This is a genomic window from Clostridium sp. (assembly GCF_030532265.1).
Classification (GTDB): Bacteria; Bacillota; Clostridia; order Clostridiales; family Clostridiaceae; genus Clostridium.
In genome coordinates this window covers 1-3,485 of record NZ_JAUNLM010000111.1, presented here as the reverse complement: position 1 = coordinate 3,485, position 3,485 = coordinate 1, and the positions used below count along the sequence as shown (strand labels likewise).

The following is a 3,485-nucleotide window of genomic DNA, read 5'->3' as shown; positions in this document are numbered from 1 at the left end:
CTTTAGAACAATTAAAGTAAAACGTGCTCCTTTGGAGGTGTAACGGAGAACCGTACCATAAATAAACTAATTAAGTAGGTTATATTAATTTAATGGAAAAAAATATATTAAATTTCAATTATTTTAAAAAATAAATAAAAAAGGTTGTAAATAGTTAAATACTATGTTATGCTAAACAAGTAGCAAAGTGCTAACAAAAAAAGTTTCATTTAGGTAAATAGTTTCTCATAAATTAGAGATTATTATATCAATTTAGAATCTTTAATTTTAGGAGGAATATTTATGACAGATAAAACATTAAAGTGTAGAGATTGTGGAAGTGAATTCGTATTTTCAGTAGGAGAACAAGAATTCTACAAAGAAAAAGGATTTGACAATGAGCCAACAAGATGCATATCTTGTAGAAGAGCTAAAAAAGAACAAAATAGAAGATAATTTTAGATTGTTAAAGGTTGTAGTTTAAACTACAACCTTTTTTTTATGTTTTTATTTTTTTGAATTTTCCAAGTATCTAGTTGCACAATGAGCAAAAAAAGCAGATCCTTCTGGAAGAACATCTTCATTAAATAATACTTTAGGATTATGAGCTGTATAACTTTCTCTATCAGTAAATCCAGCTGACAAGAACATATAAGTTCCAGGAACATGACTTAATACAATAGCAAAATCTTCAGAAGCACTAGCTGTGGTGTCTCCAACTGCCATAAATCCAGGAATATTAAGTTCTTTCATATATTTAATCATTTCTCTTGTAAATTCAGGATCTGCTATTAGTGGTGGAACTGATGGAAGCCATGATATAGTAGCTTCGCCTCTAAATGTAGCAGCTACACCTTTTGCTACTTCTACAATTCTATTTTTTAAATATTCATCTGTTTCTTTTGATACAGTTCTCATAGTTCCTTGCATAACTGTAGTTTCAGGAATTATATTGCTTGCAGAACCACCTGAAAGCTGACCTATTGTAAGAAGGGCTGGAGTTGAAGGATTAGTTTCTCTTGCAATTAATTCTTGAAGAGCTAAATAAATGTGAACTGCTATATTTATTGAATCAATAGCTTCATGAGGAGTTGCACCATGGGAGCCTTTACCTTTAATATTAATTTTAAATCCTGTGGAAGAAAACATAGCAGCACCTTTGTCATTATATGCGCAAATTCCTACTGGAGAATTCCCAGCACCAACATGAAAAGATAATGCTCTGTCAACTTTAGGATTTTCTAAAAGTCCTGCATCTATCATAGCCTTTGCTCCTTGGAAAGTTTCTTCTCCAGGTTGAAACATTAATTTAATTGTACCATTTATATTTTCTTCATTTTCTTTTAGCATTTTTGCTGCACCTAGAAGCATAGCAGAGTGCAAATCGTGTCCACATGTATGAGCTGAACCTAAATTTCTACTGCAAAATTTAAGACCACTTTCTTCTGTCATTGGAAGTGCATCCATATCAGCTCTAAGTAGTATACAAGGACCATTACCATTTCCAATAGTTGCAACTACACCACTATTTATTATTTGTTTTGGTTTATAACCAAAGCTTTTAAGTTTTTCCATAATAAATTTAGTAGTAGAAGGGAGATCCATTCCTACTTCTGCATTTGAGTGTAAGTTTCTTCTATATGAAATTATGTCATCTTTTATTTCATTCGCTCTTTCCCAGTAATTCATATTACCCATCCTTTCATTAAAATATTTTATGTTTATAAAATAATAAATATTTGATTCTAAGATTTATTATATCAATTTAATATATAAACTATAATTAATTTTTATTAATAGTAATAAAAATCTGTATTGATAATTGTATAGAATTAATTTATTTATAGTAGATTTATTCAATAATATATTAAGCTATTAGTGTATTAATATATTATATAAGTGTATTGCGTAAAATTTTAAGTAGAAAAGCTTGATTAAGCTAAAAGCACTCGACTAACTGCTTAATCAATGTTTTCTATAGAAATTAACTATTAAAGGAGATTTAATACATAAATTTTTTAGAAGAAAATTAAATATAATTGTAATAAAAAATATATATAAGGAAATAATATATTAAAAGATATTTTTAATATTATGTTGAATAAGAACGAAATTTGTAATATTAATAAAATATTTAAATAAGTATATCAAAATACTTTAAACCAAAATAAAACAGTATCAAAAAACATTTAAAGTGTATTAAATAAAAAATATTAATTATTAAAACTAAAGCTTAAATCATTGAATTACATAGCTTTAAGTAGATTAAGTATTATTAATACATTTTATTGGCATGATACTTGCTACTAATATAAATGTAAATAATAAATTATTAAAAAAGTTTGTTTATAAGAAAAATTATAATTAATAATTTTATCACAAGTTTTTAGAACTTATTTATAATTTTTATAACAAATAAAAAATAGGAGGTATACATATGGTAGGAATTATTCTTGCTAGTCACGGTGATTTTGCTAAAGGTATCTTACAATCAGGTTCAATGATTTTTGGAGAACAAAAAAACGTGCAAGCTGTTACTTTGATGCCGAGTGAAGGTCCTGATGACATTAAAGCAAAAATGAAAGATGCAATTGCATCCTTTGACAACCAAGATGAGGTTTTATTCTTAGTTGATCTTTGGGGCGGTACGCCATTTAACCAAGCAAATAGTCTATTTGAAGAACATAAAGATAAATGGGCAATTGTTGCTGGTATGAATTTACCAATGGTTATTGAAGCTTATGGAGCACGTCTTTCAATGGAATCTGCACAAGAAATTGCAGCTAGCATTATAAGCTCAGCTAAAGAAGGGGTTAAGGTTAAACCAGAAGCATTAGAACCAGCTAATGATGATAAACAAAATTCAGGTTCAGTTAAGCAGTCTAATGCGGGTACACCTGGATCATTTGAATACGTTTTAGCTCGTATTGATTCTCGTTTACTACATGGTCAAGTAGCAACTGCTTGGACAAAAACTACACAACCAACAAGAATTATTGTTGTATCAGATGCAGTAGCTAGAGATGAACTTCGTAAGAAATTAATTCAACAAGCTGCTCCTCCAGGAGTTAAAGCTCATGTTGTTCCTATTGATCAAATGATTAAGCTTGCAAAAGATGATCAGCATTTTGGAGGACAACGTGCGATGCTTCTTTTTGAAAATCCAGAAGATTTACTTAGAGCAGTAGAAGGTGGAGTACCTATAAAGACAGTTAATGTTGGATCTATGGCTCACTCTGCTGGTAAAGTTCAACCAAATAAAGTTCTTGCTTTTAGTCAAGAAGATATTGATACTTTTGAAAAACTTAAAAAAGCTGGGTTAGATTTTGATGTTCGTAAAGTTCCAAATGATTCAAAAGGAGATATGGACGAAATTATTAAAAAAGCACAAAATGAATTAAATAAATTAAAATAACTTAGGTTGTTTTAATAGAAAAAGGAGGATTAACACAGTGGATCTAAATATAGTTCAAATAATATTAGTTATTATTATTGCATTTTTAGCT

General features: G+C 28.8%; 3 protein-coding genes. 2 read left to right on the top strand and 1 reads right to left on the bottom strand.

Going from position 1 to position 3,485, the window contains the following annotated elements:
• The first annotated feature begins 282 nt into the window (after positions 1–282).
• Positions 283–435 carry a zinc-ribbon domain-containing protein gene (locus Q4E08_RS11910; RefSeq protein ID WP_024615861.1) on the top strand — a complete coding sequence of 51 codons (153 nt, stop codon included), beginning with the start codon at positions 283–285 and terminating at the stop codon, positions 433–435.
• 51 nt (positions 436–486) lie between these two features.
• On the opposite strand, the gene Q4E08_RS11905 is transcribed toward Q4E08_RS11910, so the two are convergent.
• Positions 487–1,668, bottom strand: coding sequence for a M20 family metallopeptidase (locus tag Q4E08_RS11905; protein ID WP_303131206.1), 1,182 nt, complete (start codon positions 1,666–1,668; stop codon positions 487–489).
• A 748-nt stretch (positions 1,669–2,416) separates the two neighbouring features.
• Here Q4E08_RS11905 and Q4E08_RS11900 point away from each other — a divergent pair.
• Positions 2,417–3,394, top strand: a complete 978-nt coding sequence (locus Q4E08_RS11900) for a mannose/fructose/sorbose PTS transporter subunit IIA (RefSeq protein ID WP_303131204.1) — start codon at positions 2,417–2,419, stop codon at positions 3,392–3,394.
• The last annotated feature ends 91 nt before the right edge of the window (positions 3,395–3,485 follow it).